The following is a 15,928-nucleotide window of genomic DNA, read 5'->3' on the forward strand; positions in this document are numbered from 1 at the left end:
GCGTTCGCCGAGCGCTCCGGATCAGCAGTCCCGCAGGGGCCGGCGGGTATGCTGGCGGGATCCCGCAGCCGGCATCCAGCGCGTCCGGCCGCGTGCTCACGGAACCGGAAGGCGACCCCCGACCAGATGAAGATCGACCTGTCTGCACGAGTGAACTACCTCCTCGGCCGGGTGCGTCGGTTCCAACCCTCGCGCGTGACCGGGCTGGCCCGTCAGATCGCACGCGAGCAGGGCAAGTGGACTCCGGCGGTCGCGGCCGACATGCTCTGGGCCGCCGCATTCCACGACACGGCGTTCATCGACTACTACGAGGCCGACTTCGCAGCGCTGAACAGGCGCGAGCGCAAGACGTTCATGACCTCGCTGATCCAGCACCACATCGCGAAGCGCCTGAACGATCCCGAGGCGGCCGAGGTGTTCGCCGACAAGCGCCGATTCCACCGGCGGTTCGCGGAGTTCACCGGCCGGGAGTGGCTCGATCTGGAAGAGGCCGGCCCGGACCAGCTCGCCGAGTTCGCCGCGCGGCATCCCGTGCTCATCGCGAAGGAGCCGGTCAGCCGCGAGGGCCACGGCGTCTTCCGCTACCAGGCGGCGGATGTCACCGACTGGCCGTCGTTCCACGCCGAGCTGGTGGCCAAGGGCCAGGTCCTGGTCGAAGAGGCCATCGTCCAGCATCCGTACCTGGCGGCATACTGCGCGGGAACGGTCAACACCACCCGGCTGGTGTCGTACTTCGACGGCACCCACGTGCACATCGTCTCGCGCGTGCAGAAGTTCGGCCGCGGTGCGGTCAGCGATCAGTTCACCTGGGGCGGCTTCTTCACCATGCTCGATCACGACGGCCGCGCGGTGGGCATCGGCCACTCGGGCAAGAGCAACACGTTCTACCCGGTGCATCCCGACTCCGGGGCCTCGATCCCCGACTTCCGGGTGCCGCGATGGGACGAGGTGGTCGCGCTCATCGATGCGGCCGCCCGCGTCGTGCCGGAAGTCCCCTACGTCGGCTGGGATGTCGCGGTCGGTCCGGACGGGCCGCTGCTGATCGAGGGCAACTGGATCCCCGGGCTGTATGAGACGCGCGTGACCGCGACCGGCATCCGCACGGGATCTCGTCCCGAGCACGAAGCCGTGATGACCTGGTAGCGCGATGACCGCTCCGACCGCACCGCGCTCCGCTCCGGTGCGCGCCGTGATCTCGCACCCGGCGCTGGATGGCAACGCCCGTGGTCTGCGCGAGGCCGGTGCATCGTGCGCCGATCTGCGCCGCGATGCGTGGGGCCACGGCCTTGCCGCCTGCGCCGTCACGGTGACAGCGGCCGGCCTGCGCGTGCGCGTGGACGAGGAGGAGCGGGCGGCGGTCGCCGACCTCCCGGACGCGCTGGTGACCACGACCGCCGAGCCCGACGCCGACCCGCGCGCACTGTGGGGCCTGCCCGGCGCATCGCAGCCGGTCATGTCGCAGCCCGTCATGTCACGGCCCGTCATGTCACGGCCCGTCATGTCACTGCGCGGCAGCCTGCTGAGCACCAAGCGCTGCGAGCGGGGGAGGGCGTGTCGTACGGCTACACCTTCCGCGCCGACGACGACATGATCATCGGGCTCGTCTGCGGCGGCTACGCGCAGGGCGTCGTACGGGCGGTCGGCAACCATGCGCGCGTGCGCGTCGCCGACGGCTTCGCACGGATCATCGGGCGCGTGGCCATGGACGCGTGCGTGATCGCCCTGGATCAGACCGATGCCTCCGCGGGGGACGAGGTCGTGTTCTTCGGCGACCCCGCCGACCACGAGCCGAGCCTCGCGGAATGGACGGACGAGACCGGCCTCACCCCGGCTGAGATCGTCAGCCTCGTCGGGGCGCGCGCGCAGCGACGGGACCTGCGATGACGGCCCGGCTCGAGATCGACCTGGCGGCGTTCGTCGCGAATCTGCGCACGATCCGGCGCACCGTCGCCCCGGCCGAGCACCTCCTGGTGGTCAAGGACGACGCGTACGGGCATGGGCTCGCGCCGATCGTGCAGGCGGCCGCGGATGCCGGGATCGGCTGGTTCGGCACATTCGACGTGGCCACGGCGGTCGACGTGCGACGCCTGACCGGCCCGGGCCCGCGCATCATCGCCTGGACGGTGTACGACGACGCGGATGTCCAGGCCGCGCTCGGTGCCGACATCGAGCTGGGGCTGGGCACCGAGAGCTGGTGCGGCAGGCCGCCGCAGGCGGCCGCGCGGCGGGACGACCCGTGCGCGTGCATCTGAAGGCCGACACCGGACTGCACCGCAACGGCATCCGTCCGGAGGACTGGTCCGACGCCGTGGCAACGGCACGGGATGCCGAGGCCGGCGGCCTGCTCCGGGTGGAAGGCGTGTGGAGCCACATCGCCGAGGCGTCGGACGCCGAGGACGACGCCTCCCGTGCGGCGTTCGAGCACGCGGCGTCGGCGTTCGGGGGTCGCCCGCTTGCGGCACCTCGCGGCCAGCGCGGCCGCGTTCGCCCGCGCCGAGTTCCGGTTCGATCTGGTGCGGATCGGTGCCTTCGCCTACGGCATCCGGCCCGCCGGCGGACCCGACGACGCATATCTCGGCATCCGCCCGATCGCGACCCTGATCGCGCCCGTCATCGCGGTGGACCGGCAGAGCGTGACGCTCGGGATCGGATACCTGGACGGTCTGGACTCCCGGCTCGCGGACCGGCTGGATGTCGCGACGCCCGCCGGGAGTCGGCGGCTCCGCGAGATCGGACCCACGTCATCCACCGTCGACGGCTGGGACGCGGCATCCGTCGGCGACGACGTCGCCCTGTTCGGCGGCGGCGCCCGAGCTCGGCGACCGACATCGCCGAACTGCTGGACACCATCGGCGAAGAGGTCGTCCTGCGGGTGTCGCCGCGACTTCCCCGGCACTACCGGTCGGTCGACTGAGGTCGGATCAGCCCTCGTCGAGACGGGCCGTCTCGTCGTGCCACGAGGTGGCGACGCTCGCGAGCTTCGCCTCGTACTTGCGACCGTGGTGGGCGCAGAACAGCAGCTCGCTGCCGTTGACCTCCGCGGAGATGTAGGCCTGGGCGCCGCAGGCGTCGCACCGATCCATCGCGGTCAGACGGTAGTCGACGAGGCTCTGCTCTTCGGGTGTCGTGAGTGTGCTCATGGTCTGCCTCCTCGTGCTGATCGCGGTCCGTTCATGAAATACAACCACGGGCGGCCTGGGGCGATGCCCGGAACCGGGCGGGTTTCGCTCAGCGCGTAGCGCAGGCGGGCCGGGCCGTGTCTCTTCGCGGGAGAGCCGCTCCCACGGGATAACCTTGAGGATTGTGACCGCTGAGTACTCCGCCCATCATCTGCAGGTGCTCGAGGGCCTGGAAGCGGTGCGCAAGCGTCCCGGGATGTACGTCGGATCGACCGACTCCCGCGGTCTGATGCACTGCCTCTGGGAGATCATCGACAACTCGGTGGACGAGGCGCTCGGCGGCTTCGGCACCCGGATCGAGGTCGTCCTGTATGCCGACGGCAGCGTCGAGGTGCGCGACCGCGCCCGCGGAATCCCAGTCGACATCGAGCCGCGGACCGGGTTGTCCGGGGTCGAGGTGGTGTTCACCAAGCTGCACGCCGGCGGCAAGTTCGGCACCGGCTCGTACGCCGCGTCGGGCGGTCTGCACGGCGTGGGCGCGTCGGTCGTGAACGCCCTGTCGGCGCGACTGGATGTCGAGGTCGACCGCGAGGGCAAGACCTGGGCGATGTCGTTCCGGCGGGGCGAGCCGGGCACCTTCGCCGGGGACGGTCCGGACGCGCCGTTCACGCCGTTCGACAAAGCGAGCAAGCTGGGCTCGATCGGCCGGGTCGCCAAGGGCCTGACCGGCACCCGCATCCGCTACTGGGCGGATCCGCAGATCTTCACGCGCGACTCGACGTTCGGCTTCACCGAGCTGGAGCAGCGGATGCGGCAGACCGCGTTCCTGGTGCCGGGCCTGGAGATGGTGATCCGGGACGAGCGCGAGACCGCCGAGGGCTTCGAGCCGATCGAATCGATGTTCCGGTTCGACGGCGGCATCTCGGAGTTCGCCGAGTACCTGGCGCCGGACGCGCCGGTCACCGACACGTGGCGGCTCACCGGCTCCGGGACGTTCACCGAGACGGTGCCGGTGCTCGAGCCGACCGGGGCGATGGTGCCCACCGAGGTCGAGCGACGCTGCGATGTCGACATCGCCGCGCGCTGGGGCACCGGGTACGACACCACGCTGCGCTCGTTCGTGAACATCATCGCGACGCCCAAGGGCGGCACGCACCAGCAGGGGTTCGAACAGGGCCTGATGAAGGCCATCCGCGCGCAGATCGAGCAGAACTCCCGCAAGCTCAAGGTCGGCAACGACAAGATCGAGAAGGACGACATGCTCGCCGGGCTCACCGTCGTGCTGACGGTCCGGTTGCCCGAGCCCCAGTTCGAAGGGCAGACGAAAGAGGTGCTGGGCACGCCGGCGGTCCGCCAGATCGTCTCCAACGTCGTGAACGCGCAGCTGACCGCGCAGCTGACCTCGTCCAAGCGCGACGACAAGGTGCAGTCCTCGGCAGCTGCCTGGACAAGATCGTCGCGGAGATGAAGGCGCGCATCTCGGCGCGCGCGCACAAAGAGACCCAGCGTCGCAAGACCGCACTGGAGTCCTCCTCGCTTCCGGTGAAGCTCGTGGACTGCCGCTCGAACGAGGTCGGGATCTCGGAGCTGTTCATCGTCGAGGGCGATTCGGCGCTGGGCACGGCCAAGCTGGCCCGCAACAGCGAGCACCAGGCCCTGCTGCCGATCCGCGGCAAGATCCTCAACGTGCAGAAGGCGTCGATCGGCGACATGCTCTCGAACGCCGAGTGCGCCGCGATCATCCAGTCGGTGGGCGCGGGGTCCGGACGATCGTTCGACCTGAGCGCGGCCCGCTACGGCAAGATCATCATGATGAGCGATGCCGACGTCGACGGCGCGCACATCCGCACCCTGCCTGCTCACGCTGTTCTTCCGCTACATGCGCCCCCTCATCGAGGACGGGCGCGTGTTCGCCGCGGTGCCGCCGCTGCACCGGGTCATCGCGATCAACCCCGGGTCCAAGCCGAACGAGACGATGTACACCTATAGCGAGCAGGAGCTCGGACACGCTGCTCGCGCGACTGACCAAGTCCGGACGGCGCTGGCAGGAGCCGGTGCAAGCGCTACAAGGGCCTGGGTGAGATGGACGCCGACCAGCTCGCCACGACCACCATGGATCCCGGCGGGCGCACGCTGCGCCGGGTGGGGGTGGAGGATGCCGAGGGGGCCTCCGCGGTCTTCGAGATGCTGATGGGCAGCGAGGTCGCGCCGCGTCGGTCATTCATCGTGGAGTCGAGCCACCGCCTGGTCCGCGAGCGGATCGACGCGTAGCCGCCGAGCCCGCCAGAATGATCGCCGCGCCGGCCGCGAGCAGGGGCAGCACGCACACGGCTCGATCACATACCCGCGTTCGGTGGGCGTCAGCGCACCGCGGTGCCGAGGGCGCCGATGACCGCGTCCAGCGGCTGACCCGAGGCATCCCGCTTCGCGCCGTCCGCGGGCAGCGGGCGCACCCCGCCGTCGGTGCCGACGGCACGGGCCGACTCGCCGACCCAGGCCAGCCGCAGACCGTCCTCGCCCTTCAGGAACCGGTGCACCCGCACGCCCCCGGTCCCGCGGCCCTTGGCCGGGATCTCGCCGAAGTCCGACACCTTGGCCGAGCCGGGATCGGCGCCGGCCAGCGCCTGGCTCGAGCCGGCGACGGTCACCACCACGGCCGCCCCGGCATCTGCCGGAACCGTGCCGAAGAACACGACGCGCTCGCCGGCGGAGACGCGCATCCCCGCCATGCCGCCCGCGCCGCGGCCCTGGGGACGCACGGATGCCGCGGAGAACCGCAGCAGCTGCGCATCGGACGTCACGAACACGAGTTCGGCGTCGTCGGGGGCCGGAACGGCGCCGACGACGGCATCGCCGGGCTTGAGCGCGATGACGTCGACCTCGGGCTTGTTCGCGATCTCGCCGGCGGCGACCCGCTTGACCACGCCCAGGGCCGTGCCCAGCGCGATCACGGGCTCGTCGACGAGCGGGACGATCGAGACGACGTGCTCGTCCTTGGCCAGGGCCAGGTACTGGTCGACGCGGGTTCCGGCCGCCAGCTGCACCGAGTTGCCCGGGACGGACGGCAGATCCACGGGGAGAAGCGGACGAGCCGTCCCGCGGTGGTGACCGCTCCCAGCTCGCCACGGGTGGTGACGTCCACGCTCGCGCGGATCGCATCGTGCTTCGACCGGCGCGCGGGCGTCACGATGCCCGCGCCCTCGAACAGGTCCGCCCGCACCATCCGCCCGGTGGCGGAGAGGAACACACGGCACGGCGTGTCCGCGATCTGCAGGTCGGCGGTGGACGGCTTGGCGCTGCGCGGGCGGATGGGACCGCCATCCAGCAGCAGCGTGCGCCGGGGCGTGCCGTACGCCTCGGCGGCGGCATCCAGCTCGGTGGCCACCTGTCGGCGCAGCAGCACCTCGTCGCCGAGCAGCCGGACCAGCTCCTCGATCTCGGCGTTGAGCTGATCGCGCTCGGCCTCCAGCTCGATCCGGGAGAACTTCGTCAGGCGACGCAGACGCAAGCTCGAGGATGTACTCCGCCTGCAGCTCGGACAGGTCGAACACCGAGCGCAAGCCGGGTCCGGGCCTGCTCGCTGTCGTCGGATCCGCGGATCACCTGGATGACCTCGTCGATGTCGAGGATCGCGATCAGCAGGCCTTCAACCAGGTGCAGCCGATCGCGACGCCGTGCCAGCCGGTACTCGCTGCGCCGCGTCACGACGCGGATGCGGTGGTCCAGGTACACCCGGAGCATCTCGCGCAGTCCGAGCGTCTGCGGCTGCCCGTCGACCAGGGCGACGTTGTTGATCGAGAACGACTCCTCCAGGGGCGTGAGCCGGTACAGGTGCTCCAGTACGGCGTGCGGGTCGAACCCGGTCTTCACGGTGATGACCAGCTGCAGGCCGCGGTGCCGATCGGTGTAGTCGTTGATGTCCGCGATGCCCATCAGCTTCTTCGCGGTGACGGCATCCTTGACCTTCTCGGTCACCCGCTCCGGACCCACCAGATACGGCAGCTCGGTGACCACCAGGCCGGTCTTGCGCGGGCCGATCGACTCGACCGAGACCTTCGCTCGGGTGCGGAAGCTGCCGCGACCGGTCTGGTAGGCCTCTTTGATGCCGTCCACGCCGGTGATGATGCCGCCGCCGGGCAGGTCCGGGCCGGGCACGAACTCCATCAGCTCCTCGACCGTGGCATCCGGGTTCTCCAGCAGGTGCACGGCCGCCGAGATCACCTCGATCAGGTTGTGCGGGGCCATGTTGGTGGCCATGCCCACGGCGATGCCGGATGCCCCGTTCACGAGCAGGTTCGGGAACGCGGCAGGCAGCACCTCGGGCTGCTGGAACTGGCCGTCGTAGTTGGGGATGAAGTCGACGACGTCCTCGTCCAGGCTCTCCGTCAGCGCCAGAGCCGGGGGCGCCAGTCGTGCCTCGGTGTATCGGGCGGCCGCCGGACCGTCATCGAGCGAGCCGAAGTTGCCGTGTCCGTCCACCAGCGGCACGCGCAGCGTGAACGGCTGGGCGAGCCGGACCAGCGCGTCGTAGATCGCGGTGTCGCCGTGCGGGTGGAGCTTGCCCATCACCTCGCCGACGACCCGGGCGCTCTTCACGTGCCCCCGGTCGGGGCGCAGGCCCATCTCGGCCATCTGGAACAGGATCCGCCGCTGCACGGGCTTGAGGCCGTCGCGCGCATCCGGCAGGGCGCGGGAGTAGATCACCGAGTAGGCGTACTCGAGGTACGACCCCTGCATCTCCGCTGAGACGTCGACGTCCTCGATGCGCTCGGCGGCAGGGGTCGGCGGCGGGGTCTTGGCAGGCATGCTTCTTCCGGGTCTCGCGGGACGGACACAGCCGCACACCGTATGCGAGACTGGCCCCGATGACCATCAGCCTACCGGCCGACTCGCCGGGTGCCCGGAGCCTCACCGACGTCGTGCCAGAGCTGCTGGCGGCACTGGACGGACGCTCGGAGTGGTTCGCGCCGGCTTCCAGCGCGATCGTGTTCGTCGTGGACGGGCTGGGCGCGCACAACCTGTCGGCGCGGGCCGGCCACGCCCGCTTCCTCAGCACCGTGCGCTCCCGCCGTGACGTTGCCCGCACCGTCTTCCCCTCGACCACCGCGGCGGCCCTGACCAGTCTGCTGACCGGCGTCGACCCGGGCAGCACGGCATCGTCGGGTATCGCGTCCACGACCCGGAGCACGACCGCGTGGTCAACCAGCTCAAGGGCTGGGAGGACGGCCACATCGATCCGCTGCACTGGCAGCGCGCCGAGCCCATCCTCGCGCGGGAGGCGGCCGCCGGCCGGCCCTGCTTCGTCGTCTCCAAGCCGGCGTTCGTCGGCTCGGGGTTCACCGAGGCCACGCTGCGCGGAGGGCAGATGTTCCCGGCGCCGACCGTACTGGAGCGGGTCCAGCTCGCCGCCGACCTGGCCGGGCGCCACCCCGGTGCGCTGATCTACGTGTACACGTCGAGTCTGGATGCGACAGGGCACAAGCACGGCTGGGAGTCCGAGGAGTGGTTGGCGGCGCTCGAGCAGGTGGATGCCGCGGCCCGGGCCCTCGGCGCGGCCCTGCCGGCGGGTGCGGGGGCGGTGATCACCGCCGATCACGGCATGGTCGACGTGCCGCGTCATCGCCAGGTGCTGTTCGGGGTCGGCGACGATCTCGCCGACGACGTCCGGCACGTGGCCGGTGAGCCGCGGATGCTGCACCTGCACGCCGAGCCCGGGCGTGCGACGGCCGTGCGGGACCGGTGGCAGGAGGCCGAAGGAGCGCGGTCCTGGGTGCTCACCCGGGACGAGGCGATCGCGGCCGGCCTGTTCGGAGATGTCGACCCGGCCGTCCGGCCGCGGATCGGCGACGTGCTCGTGGCCGCCCGCGCTGGCGTGGCCTACTACGACGACCGCGAGCCGGACAAGAAGCCGCAAGCGGATGATCGGCCAGCACGGCTCGATGACCGACCAGGAACGCACCGTGCCGCTGGTCCGACTGGGCGCGTTCGCCCGCTCGTGATGCCGGATCAGCTGTCCTCGGTACGTGCGCCGAACACGATCTCGTCCCACGACGGCATCGCGGGGCGGCCCTTGCGGCGTCCGTCGCCGACGGATGCCTCAGTGCGATCGCCGGCGGTCGGCTCGTCCTCGCCGGAGGAGTCCTCACTGCCGTCGTAGCCCGCTTCGAAGGCGTCGAATAGCGCCACCGGCTGCGGAGACGGCGTCGGCGCCGGTGCAGAGGACGTGTCGTCCTCGTCCACGGGCAGGGGCGCCCGCTGTCCGCGGCGCCGGCGCAGGGCTTCGAGCAGGTCGGCGGTCTCGCTGGAGGTCTGCGACTGCTCCGGTGCGCGGTTGATCGCGGCATCCTGGGCCGCGGGGGAGGCCGCACTTTCGGCGCCCGCCGCCGCGTCGGTGTCGGGCCGGAGTCGACGCGGGCCGAATGCGCCGCTGTCGAACCGGGAGTCGTCCTTCGGCTCGGGCGTGTCCAGCGCCCGCAGCCGCGGGATCAGGCCGTCCGGCAGCGAGCCCTGACGCGAGAGCTGGGTGGCGTCGGCGTTCAGCGGCGACAGCGTGCTGCGCCGCGGGTCGAAGCCCCACCGGGCATCATGGTCCACCCCGGAGGCGGTGAACTCGAGCTTGAGCACCCAGCCGGTGAGCTCCTTCCAGCTGGTCCAGCGTTCACCGGTGGCGTCCGCCTCGGCGAGCTTCGCCCGCACGGCCCCGCCGAACGTCGGCGTGGCGTCGTCGAGGTCGCCGGCCACCAGCACCGGCACCGCCAGCGCCTGGCCGACCATGTGCTCCCGCTCGGCGAGCACCGGAGCCTCGTAGCGGGCGACATCCTCGACGGTGACGTCCAGCGCCTCGGCGACCTCGGCCGCCGACATCCCCGCGCGCACGCGCGCCTGGATATCGCGTGGACTGGGGCGGGCGCCACGCGGCTCGGTGCGCTCGCTGTGCCGGTGGGAGCGCTTGAGCTCGGCGCGCAGAACGTCATCCACGACGAGCGTGAAGCGCTGCCCGGATTCGGTCGCGAGCACGAGCGCGTCGTCTTCTGATCCGATGACTCTCAGCTGTTCCATGCGAACCGCGCCTTTCCATCTGCGGGTGTGGGCCCATGTTCGCATGCGCGGGCGCGCACGGCGGGAATATCGCGGGCGCGCCGCCTGTTTCACGGCACGATCACGAGTGTGAAGCGGATCTCGCAACCCCGCATTTGCGAAATGCGCCGACGTCGTGCAAACTGTCGCCGCCCCGATCGGGCAGCGGCACCACACAATGGGGAAAGTAGAGACCTGAGGGAATGGCCACCGATTACGACGCACCGCGCAAGAACGAGGACGACAGCGAGTCGATCGAGGCCCTGAAAGAGCGGGTACCGGACAAGCTGTCCGGATCGGTCGACGTCGAGGATTCCGACAACCCCTCGGGCTTCGAACTCCCGGGCGCGGACTTGTCCGACCTCGAGCTGGACGTCGTCGTGCTGCCGCCGCAGGAGGACGAGTTCACGTGCATGAGCTGCTTCCTGGTGAAGCACCGCTCCCAGCTGGACCACGAGGACAACGCCGGGCCGATCTGCATCGACTGCGCGGCCTGACGGCTGCTCAGCCGCGGTCGGCGGCGCGCGCCTGCGCGCGGCGGACCGCGGCGGCCAGCCGGTCGGGCGTGCGCGAGGACACCACCCAGGACGGGGTGGGATCGTCGGGGTCGATCACGCCGACCCGGATCGCTCCGTCGATCCCGCCGCGAATCAGGTGCCACGCCCCGCGCGGCAGACCGGGTCCGCGCAGTTCGCGCGCCTCGGGTCCGGTGAACCAGGTCACCTCGCCGAGCATCTCGACCGGGATGCGGGCGCGTCCGGCGCGCAGCAGCCCGTCCCGCACCTCGACGACCGGCGCGGCCGTCAGCAGGGCGGCGATGATCGCGACCGCGACCAGGATGCCGATCACGAGCGCCAGCGTCTGGTCGAACGGGACGAACACCATCGTCGCCATCGGCGCGGCGACCGCGGCGGACACGATCACCCACAGTGAAGGGGTGAGTCGCTCGCGGTACGTCGTCCCGGCAGCGTGCGTGATACCGGCTGATGTCTTCTGCATTACCCTCGTGGAGTGACCGAAACCGTGGACGTCCCCATTATCGCGCCCGTGCTCCCAGCGTACGCACATCCCGGCGATGCGGGCGCCGATCTGGTATCGACCGAGGCGCTCCGCCTCGGCCCCGGCGAGCGGGCGCTGGTGGGCACCGGGGTGCGGATCGCGCTGCCCGACGGACATGTGGCCTTCGTGGTGCCGCGCAGCGGACTGGCCACCAAGCACGGCATCACGATCGTGAACGCACCGGGAACGGTGGACGCCGGCTACCGGGGCGAGCTGAAGGTCACGCTGCTGAACACCGACGCGCGCGAGCCGTACGACATCGCGGCGGGCGACCGGATCGCGCAAGCTGATCGTCATGCCGGTCTCGCGCGCCCGGTTCGTCCCCGTCGACACGCTGCCCGACAGCGTGCGCGGCGAAGGCGGATTCGGCTCCACGGGCTACCAGAACGAGACGAGGAACTCCTGATGACCGATGCGACCCCCGACGCGGGTCCTCACAAGTCCGCCCCGGGCGACCGCTCGGCGGTCGGCCCGTTCGACGACTCCGAGGCCAACCCGGTCCGCCCCTACATCGATCTCGGCGGGATCAAGATCCTGCCGCGTGAGGGGCTGAACCTGCGACTCGAGGTCGAGGAGCAGTCGCAGCGCATCGTCGCGGTGGGCCTGGACTATGCCGACTCGACGCTGCAGGTGCAGCCGTTCGCGGCTCCCCGGTCGACCGGTCTGTGGGACGAGACGCGCGATCAGATCCGCCAGCAGGTGCGCCAGCAGGGCGGCCGCGTGGAGGAGCGTGAGGGCCCCCTGGGGGCCGAGCTGCTGGCCGAGGTGCCCGTGGTGGGCACCGACGGTGCGGCCGGCCGGCGCCTGGCCCGCTTCATCGGCGTGGACGGCCCGCGATGGTTCCTGCGCGGTGTGATCGGCGGCGCGGCGACGGCCGACATCGATGCCGCGGCCAAGCTCGAGGATCTCTTCCGCTCGATCGTCGTGGTCCGCGGCGGTTCGCCCATGCCCCCGCGCGACCTCATCCCGTTGAAGATGCCCTCCACCCCGGGGGCGGCGTGACCGATCCGCAGGACGAACAGCCCGCGACATCCGACCTGCTCGGTGCCGCCCTCGGCGGCGCCGCCCGCCGGGCCGGCCTGGACCCGAACCAGTCGACGAGCACCGGACACCTGGTCTGGCATGCGATCGGCGGATGGCGGGGCATCCTCGAGTCGGTGCTGCCCACGCTCGTCTTCGTCGTGGTGTGGACGATCACCGTCGACCAGGCGACGCAGAAGGGCGACCTGTGGCTGGCCGCCGGACTGTCCGTGGGCCTGGCCGTCGTGTTCACCCTCGTGCGGCTGATCACGCGATCGAGCGCGTCCGCAGCGGTGGGCGGTCTGATCGCCACGGCCGCGGCCGCGGCGCTGGCACTGTGGACCGGCCGCGCCGCCGACAACTTCGTGTTCGGGCTGATCACGAACGGGCTGTACGGCAGCGCGATGCTCATCTCGGCGCTCGTCGGCTGGCCGCTGATCGGTCTGGCCGTCGGCTGGCTCATGAACGACGGCACCCGCTGGCGTGCCGACCGGCGCAAGCGCCGCGCCTTCTTCTGGCTCACGATCGCGTGGGCCGCGCTGTTCGCCGCGCGACTCGCCGTCGAGCTGCCGCTGTTCCTCACCGAGCAGGTGACCGCCCTCGGCACGCTGAAGATCGCCATGGGACTGCCGCTGTTCGCCCCCATGGTGGCGGTGACCTGGCTGGCCGTGCGCGGACTGTATCCGAAGCCGGCGGACGGCGCGTCCGAGGCCGGCGGCGCGCACGACGAGTGATACATTTATCTTGACGTCAAGATAAATAGGAAGAAGGGATCGCGGGCGATCGTCCGCATACCCGCCGCCGACGAAGGAGACGAGACGTGTCCACTGTTGACAGCTTCGGTGCCAAGAGCACCCTGACGGTCGGGAGCACCGACTACGAGATCTTCCGCATCGATGCCGTCCCCGGCGTCGAGAAGCTCCCGTTCAGTCTCAAGGTGCTCCTGGAGAACCTTCTGCGCACCGAGGACGGCGCGAACGTCACCAAGGAGCAGATCCAGGCCCTGGGCTCATGGGATGCCGCGGCCGAGCCGAGCACCGAGATCCAGTTCACCCCCGCCCGCGTGGTGATGCAGGACTTCACCGGCGTGCCCTGCATCGTCGATCTCGCCACGATGCGCGAGGCGATGGCCGATCTCGGGGAGACCCCACGAAGATCAACCCGCTCTCGCCCGCCGAGCTGGTCATCGACCACTCCGTGATCGCCGACCTGTTCGGCACGCCGGACGCGTTCGAGCGCAATGTCGAGATCGAGTACCAGCGCAACGGCGAGCGCTACCAGTTCCTGCGCTGGGGCCAGACCGCATTCGACGACTTCAAGGTCGTGCCCCCGGGGACCGGCATCGTCCACCAGGTCAACATCGAGTACTTGGCGCGCGTGACGTTCACGCGCGAGGTCGACGGCATCCTGCGCGCCTACCCCGACACCCTCGTCGGCACCGACTCGCACACCACGATGGTCAACGGCCTGGGTGTGCTGGGCTGGGGCGTCGGCGGCATCGAGGCCGAGGCGGCGATGCTGGGCCAGCCCGTGTCGATGCTCATCCCGCGCGTGGTCGGCTTCAAGCTCAGCGGCGAGATCCCGGCCGGCGTGACCGCCACCGACGTCGTGCTCACGATCACCGACATGCTGCGCAAGCACGGCGTGGTCGGCAAGTTCGTGGAGTTCTACGGCGAGGGCGTGGCTTCCGTGCCGCTGGCCAACCGCGCCACGATCGGCAACATGAGCCCCGAGTTCGGCTCGACCGCCGCGATCTTCCCGATCGACGACGTCACCCTCGACTACCTGCGGCTGACCGGCCGCAAGCGCCGACCAGGTCGCCCTCGTCGAGGCGTACTCGAAGGAGCAGACCCTCTGGCACGACCCGGCCGTCGAGCCGGTGTTCAGCGAGTACCTCGAGCTGGACCTGTCGACCGTGGTCCCCTCGATCGCCGGCCCGAAGCGGCCCCAGGACCGGATCCTGCTCAGCGAGTCCAAGCAGCGGTTCGAGAAGGACCTGCTCAACTACGCGGATGCCGAGCACGATCTGGTCGACCTCGAGGTGGCGGAGTCGTTCCCCGCCTCCGACCCGCCCTCGAACACGCCGGAGTCGGCATCCAGCCACCATCACCACTCGCACCACTCGCACGCCCCGGCCACGGCATCCAAGCCCACGCCGGTGACGCTGGCCGATGGCGAGGAGTTCACGATCGACCACGGTGCGGTCACGATCGCGGCGATCACGTCCTGCACGAACACCTCGAACCCGTCGGTGATGCTCGCGGCCGGCCTGCTCGCCCGCAACGCGGCCCGCCGCGGCCTGAAGGTCAAGCCGTGGGTGAAGACCACGCTGGCCCCGGGATCGAAGGTGGTCACCGAGTACTACAACAAGTCCGGACTGACCGAAGACCTCGAAACCTTGGGGTTCTACACGGTCGGCTACGGCTTGCACCACCTGCATCGGCAACTCCGGGCCGCTGATCGAGGAGATCTCGGCCGCCGTCAACGAGAGCGATCTGGCGGTGACCGCAGTGCTGTCGGGCAACCGCAACTTCGAGGGCCGGATCAACCCGGACGTGAAGATGAACTACCTCGCCTCGCCGCCCCTGGTGATCGCGTACGCTCTGGCCGGGTCGATGAACTTCGACTTCGACGTGGACGCGCTGGGCAGCGACACGGACGGCAACGACGTGTTCCTGAAGGACATCTGGCCGGATGCCGCGGAGGTGCAGTCGACGATCGACTCGTCGATCTCGACCGACATGTTCGACCGCGAGTACTCGTCGGTCTTCGACGGCGACGACCGCTGGCGGTCGCTGCCGACGCCGACCGGCGCCGTGTTCGAGTGGGAGGACTCCTCGACCTACGTGCGCAAGCCCCCGTACTTCGAGGGGATGACCGCCCAGCCCGAGCCGGTGCAGGACATCAGCGGCGCCCGGGTGCTCGCCAAGCTCGGCGACTCGGTCACCACCGACCACATCTCGCCGGCCGGTTCGATCAAGGCCGACAGCCCGGCCGGTCAGTACCTGAGCGCGCACGGAGTGGACCGCAAGGACTTCAACTCCTACGGCTCGCGCCGCGGCAATCACGAGGTGATGATCCGCGGCACGTTCGCGAACATCCGGCTTGCGCAACCAGCTGCTGGACGGCGTGGAGGGCGGGTACACCCGCGACTTCACGCAGGACGGCGGCCCGCAGGCGTTCATCTACGACGCGTCCGAGAACTACCAGGCCGCCGGCATCCCGCTGGTCGTGCTGGCCGGCAAGGAGTACGGGTCGGGCTCGTCCCGCGACTGGGCGGCCAAGGGCACGACCCTGCTGGGTGTGCGCGCGGTCATCGCCGAGAGCTTCGAGCGCATCCACCGGTCGAACCTGATCGGCATGGGCGTGATCCCGCTGCAGTTCCCGGCCGGCCAGAGCGCCGACAGCCTCGGCCTGGACGGCACCGAGTCGTTCGCGTTCACCGGGATCACCCAGCTCAACGACGGCACGATCCCCAAGACCGTGCACGTCGTGGCCACGCCGACGGATGGCTCGGACAAGGCGCCGATCTCGTTCGACGCCGACGTCCGCATCGACACGCCCGGTGAGGCCGACTACTACCGCAACGGCGGGATCCTGCAGTACGTGCTGCGCTCGCTCGTCTGAGCCCGCACCGGGAAAGGCCCCGCCCT

At 70.5% G+C, this 15,928-nt stretch carries 9 protein-coding genes and 6 pseudogenes; 11 read left to right on the top strand and 4 right to left on the bottom strand.

Features of this window, described 5'->3' with window-relative positions; genetic code table 11:
* Nucleotides 1-126 precede the first annotated feature (126 nt).
* The 4 genes and pseudogenes from L2X98_RS19340 to L2X98_RS19355 all read left to right on the top strand — a co-directional run bounded on the left by L2X98_RS19340 (nt 127) and on the right by L2X98_RS19355 (nt 2,914).
* Nucleotides 127-1,143 (top strand): sugar-transfer associated ATP-grasp domain-containing protein, encoded by a 1,017-nt coding sequence (locus tag L2X98_RS19340; RefSeq protein WP_259611943.1) that lies wholly within the window; start codon nt 127-129, stop codon nt 1,141-1,143.
* Between the two features lie 4 nt (nt 1,144-1,147).
* Nucleotides 1,148-1,591, top strand: a complete 444-nt coding sequence (locus L2X98_RS19345; RefSeq protein WP_259611944.1) for a hypothetical protein — start codon at nt 1,148-1,150, stop codon at nt 1,589-1,591.
* Nucleotides 1,552-1,884 (top strand): alanine racemase C-terminal domain-containing protein, encoded by a 333-nt coding sequence (locus L2X98_RS19350; RefSeq protein WP_259611945.1) that lies wholly within the window; start codon nt 1,552-1,554, stop codon nt 1,882-1,884. The genes L2X98_RS19345 and L2X98_RS19350 overlap by 40 nt, the downstream gene beginning before the upstream one ends.
* Nucleotides 1,881-2,914, top strand: a pseudogene (locus L2X98_RS19355) (alanine racemase). The gene L2X98_RS19350 and the pseudogene L2X98_RS19355 overlap by 4 nt, the downstream one beginning before the upstream one ends.
* Nucleotides 2,915-2,921: 7 nt before the next feature.
* On the opposite strand, the gene L2X98_RS19360 reads toward L2X98_RS19355, so the two are convergent.
* Nucleotides 2,922-3,140, bottom strand: coding sequence for a DUF7455 domain-containing protein (locus L2X98_RS19360; RefSeq protein WP_259611946.1), 219 nt, complete (start codon nt 3,138-3,140; stop codon nt 2,922-2,924).
* A gap of 163 nt (nt 3,141-3,303) precedes the next feature.
* Between L2X98_RS19360 and L2X98_RS19365 the strand changes: the two are divergent.
* Nucleotides 3,304-5,390, top strand: a pseudogene (locus L2X98_RS19365) (DNA gyrase/topoisomerase IV subunit B).
* 89 nt (nt 5,391-5,479) lie between these two features.
* Here L2X98_RS19365 and L2X98_RS19370 read toward each other — a convergent pair.
* Nucleotides 5,480-7,925: pseudogene (locus tag L2X98_RS19370) on the bottom strand (DNA gyrase/topoisomerase IV subunit A).
* 59 nt (nt 7,926-7,984) lie between these two features.
* Between L2X98_RS19370 and L2X98_RS19375 the strand changes: the two are divergent.
* Nucleotides 7,985-8,967 (top strand): annotated as a pseudogene (locus L2X98_RS19375) (alkaline phosphatase family protein); the annotation flags it as partial.
* 158 nt (nt 8,968-9,125) lie between these two features.
* Here L2X98_RS19375 and sepH read toward each other — a convergent pair.
* Nucleotides 9,126-10,178, bottom strand: coding sequence for a septation protein SepH (gene sepH / locus L2X98_RS19380; RefSeq protein ID WP_259611947.1), 1,053 nt, complete (start codon nt 10,176-10,178; stop codon nt 9,126-9,128).
* 221 nt (nt 10,179-10,399) lie between these two features.
* Between sepH and L2X98_RS19385 the strand changes: the two genes are divergently transcribed.
* Nucleotides 10,400-10,693: a DUF4193 domain-containing protein gene (locus L2X98_RS19385; RefSeq protein ID WP_259611948.1), complete on the top strand. Its 294-nt coding sequence runs from the start codon at nt 10,400-10,402 to the stop codon at nt 10,691-10,693.
* Nucleotides 10,694-10,700: 7 nt separating this feature from the next.
* Here the strand turns inward: L2X98_RS19385 and L2X98_RS19390 are convergent, their stop codons facing one another.
* On the bottom strand, nt 10,701-11,195 hold the full coding sequence (locus L2X98_RS19390; protein ID WP_259611949.1) for a DUF3093 domain-containing protein: 495 nt from the start codon (nt 11,193-11,195) through the stop codon (nt 10,701-10,703).
* A gap of 12 nt (nt 11,196-11,207) precedes the next feature.
* Between L2X98_RS19390 and dut the strand changes: the two are divergent.
* From dut to acnA, 4 genes and pseudogenes are all read left to right on the top strand, one after another.
* A pseudogene (dut, locus tag L2X98_RS19395) lies at nt 11,208-11,661 on the top strand (dUTP diphosphatase).
* Nucleotides 11,661-12,257 carry a DUF3710 domain-containing protein gene (locus L2X98_RS19400; protein WP_259611950.1) on the top strand — a complete coding sequence of 199 codons (597 nt, stop codon included), beginning with the start codon at nt 11,661-11,663 and terminating at the stop codon, nt 12,255-12,257. The pseudogene dut and the gene L2X98_RS19400 overlap by 1 nt, the downstream one beginning before the upstream one ends.
* Nucleotides 12,254-13,009, top strand: coding sequence for a DUF3159 domain-containing protein (locus L2X98_RS19405; RefSeq protein ID WP_259611951.1), 756 nt, complete (start codon nt 12,254-12,256; stop codon nt 13,007-13,009). The genes L2X98_RS19400 and L2X98_RS19405 overlap by 4 nt, the downstream gene beginning before the upstream one ends.
* A gap of 86 nt (nt 13,010-13,095) precedes the next feature.
* Nucleotides 13,096-15,902: pseudogene (gene acnA / locus L2X98_RS19410) on the top strand (aconitate hydratase AcnA).
* Nucleotides 15,903-15,928: the final 26 nt, after the last annotated feature.

Source organism: Microbacterium elymi (assembly GCF_021582895.2).
Taxonomy (GTDB): domain Bacteria; phylum Actinomycetota; class Actinomycetes; order Actinomycetales; family Microbacteriaceae; genus Microbacterium; species Microbacterium humicola.

Bases quoted from the DNA above. Each gene is read 5' to 3' on its own strand.
- sepH (WP_259611947.1), bottom strand. From the start codon at position 10,178: ATGGAACAGCTGAGAGTCATCGGATCAGAAGACGACGCGCTCGTGCTC.
- L2X98_RS19400 (WP_259611950.1), top strand. From the start codon at position 11,661: ATGACCGATGCGACCCCCGACGCGGGTCCTCACAAGTCCGCCCCGGGC.
- L2X98_RS19360 (WP_259611946.1), bottom strand. From the start codon at position 3,140: ATGAGCACACTCACGACACCCGAAGAGCAGAGCCTCGTCGACTACCGT.
- L2X98_RS19345 (WP_259611944.1), top strand. From the start codon at position 1,148: ATGACCGCTCCGACCGCACCGCGCTCCGCTCCGGTGCGCGCCGTGATC.
- L2X98_RS19385 (WP_259611948.1), top strand. From the start codon at position 10,400: ATGGCCACCGATTACGACGCACCGCGCAAGAACGAGGACGACAGCGAG.
- L2X98_RS19340 (WP_259611943.1), top strand. From the start codon at position 127: ATGAAGATCGACCTGTCTGCACGAGTGAACTACCTCCTCGGCCGGGTG.
- L2X98_RS19390 (WP_259611949.1), bottom strand. From the start codon at position 11,195: ATGCAGAAGACATCAGCCGGTATCACGCACGCTGCCGGGACGACGTAC.